The organism is Thermoanaerobacterales bacterium, assembly GCA_030019475.1.
In the GTDB taxonomy this organism is placed as follows: Bacteria; Bacillota; Desulfotomaculia; order Desulfotomaculales; family JASEER01; genus JASEER01.
Genome location: JASEER010000081.1, coordinates 1 through 2,343 on the forward strand (window position 1 = coordinate 1; position 2,343 = coordinate 2,343).

Below are 2,343 nucleotides of genomic sequence, written 5' to 3' on the forward strand. Positions count from 1 at the left end.
CTCGCCGCGAGCTTTACGAGGCCCGCGGCGAGATCGACGTAGCGGGCGTGGGCACCACGGGCAGCGGCCGGCGCCTGGCGGGGATCATGGTCGGCGCCGATGTGATCAAGAACGAGATCACCGCCCACGCCATGGCCGCCCGCCATTTCGAGCCCAATGTACGGACCGTCATCGACATCGGCGGCCAGGACTCGAAAATCATCTTCTTCCAGGACGGCATACCCGTCGGCTTTAACATGAACACTGTCTGCGCTGCCGGAACCGGTTCCTTCCTGGACCACCAGGCCACCCGCCTCGGCATCCCGATCGAGGAGTTCGGCGACTACGCCATGCGCTCCACCAGCCCGATCAAGATCGCGGGCCGTTGCGGCGTCTTTGCCGAGTCAGACCTGATCCACAAGCAGCAGATGGGCTACCTTAAGGAGGACCTCATCGCCGGGCTTTGCCTGGCCCTGGTCGGGAACTACCTCGCCAATGTGGCCCGCGGGCGGAAGATCGAGCCCCCGGTCCTGTTCCAGGGCGGCGTGGCCGCCAATACCGGGATGCGCGCCGCTTTCCGCCAGCGCCTGGGTTTCCCGGTCATCGTCCCCGAGCATTTCAAGGTCATGGGGGCCTTCGGAGCAGCCATCCTGGCCAAGCGCAACGCCGAGCGCACCCGCATGCCGTCCAACTTCCGCGGCGCCTCGGCCATCGCCAGTTTCACATGCAAGCCCCGCACCTTCACCTGCAGTGACTGCCCGAACAACTGCGAGGTCAACGAGGTCTACATCAGCGACGAACTGGTATCCCGCTGGGGCTCCAAGTGCGGCAAATGGCACAACCTGCACCTCTCCTCTTCCAGCCGCCATGAGCAGCGTGAAGTTCCCCTGCAGTTGTAGGAAAACCGTTCCCTTCAACTTTTCTACTTGCGCCGGGCGGATGATTTTGTTAGAATCAAGGTTGGTCGGTACAAGGAGGTGTGGAAAGAGACATGGCAAAGGTCTGCGAAATCTGCGGCAAGTCGGCGGTGGTCGGCATGCAGGTCAGCCACTCCCACATTCGAAACAAGCGGCGTTGGGAACCAAACCTCCAGCGGGTACGTGCCATCGTGGGCGGGCGCCCGCAGCGCATAAGGGTCTGCACTCGTTGCCTCCGCAGCGGGAAGGTACAGCGCGCGCTCTAACCCAAGCTCAATAACCGTGGATTAGAAGGAAACGGCTCAGCTGAGAGCCGTTTTTTACTCACTGTCCCGGCGAGGTGACAGAGGTTGCCTGAACCGATTATCGTCGTGGAGGACCTGACCAAGACCTTCCCGGGCAACGTTACGGCCGTCAACAGGGTATCCTTCACGGTAGACGAAGGGGAGGTCTTCGGCTTCCTCGGGCCGAACGGTGCCGGAAAGTCAACGACCATTATGATCCTCACCACCCTCCTCCGCCCCACGTCCGGGCGGGCCGCCATCAACGGTTACGATGTCGTCCGGCAGCCCGACGCCGTGCGAAGGAGCATCGGTTACGTGGCGCAGGACCTCTCGTCCGACGACAACCTTACCGGGAGGGAAAACCTGGCCCTGCAGGCCGGGTTTTACCACCTGCCGCGTCGCGAGGCCCGGAGGCGCATCGCCGAAGTGCTCGACCTGGTGGGCCTGGCCGAGCGGGCGGACCACCTGGTGGAAACCTATTCCGGCGGAATGCGCAAGCGACTGGACATCGCCGCCGGGCTGATCCACCGCCCCCGGGTGCTCTTCCTCGACGAGCCGACCCTGGGTCTTGACATCCAGACGCGTCGCCAGATATGGCAGTACGTGGCCAACCTGCGCCGCGAGGTCAACATGACGATCTTCCTGACGACCCATTATATGGAGGAAGCGGACAACCTCTGCGACCGCATCGGCATCATCGACCGCGGCGAGATCCGGGCCATCGACCGCCCGGCGACCCTGAAGGCGCGCATCGGGGGTGACCTGGTTACTTTGCGGCTCGCAGGGGAAAAGCAGTCGGTGGAAGAGGCGGCGAAGGTAATCACGAACCTGCCCCAGGTGAGGCACCTGGACCGCCGCGGCGGCGGCAACGAATTTATCGCCGTCGTGTCGGATGGAGAACACGTCGTCCCGTCCCTCTTCGAGGCGTGCCAGCCCACAGGGGCCCGCATCGTGGCCGTCACCGTCAAAAGGCCGTCGCTGGACGACGTCTATCTGGCCTTCACGGGGCGCGACCTGCGTGACGAAACGGGAAGCCGGGAGGAAGCCATGCGCACGCGGATGATCATGAGGCGGGTGAGGTCACGGTGACCACGTTACCACACGACACCTATTACGTGTTCCTGCGGGAAATGAAGCGCCTTTCCCGCCAGCGCTCTCGTATC

Annotated in this window: 3 protein-coding genes; all 3 read left to right on the forward strand. The window is 63.6% G+C overall.

Going from position 1 to position 2,343, the window contains the following annotated elements:
- Nucleotides 1–878, forward strand: an 878-nt coding sequence (locus QMC81_11890) for an acyl-CoA dehydratase activase (GenBank protein ID MDI6908171.1), incomplete at its 5' end; no start/stop codon positions are given.
- A 92-nt stretch (nucleotides 879–970) separates the two neighbouring features.
- Nucleotides 971–1,162 (forward strand): 50S ribosomal protein L28, encoded by a 192-nt coding sequence (rpmB, locus tag QMC81_11895; GenBank protein ID MDI6908172.1) that lies wholly within the window; start codon nucleotides 971–973, stop codon nucleotides 1,160–1,162.
- Nucleotides 1,163–1,246: 84 nt separating this feature from the next.
- Complete coding sequence (locus QMC81_11900) at nucleotides 1,247–2,269, forward strand: ATP-binding cassette domain-containing protein (protein MDI6908173.1); 1,023 nt, start codon at nucleotides 1,247–1,249, stop codon at nucleotides 2,267–2,269.
- The last annotated feature ends 74 nt before the right edge of the window (nucleotides 2,270–2,343 follow it).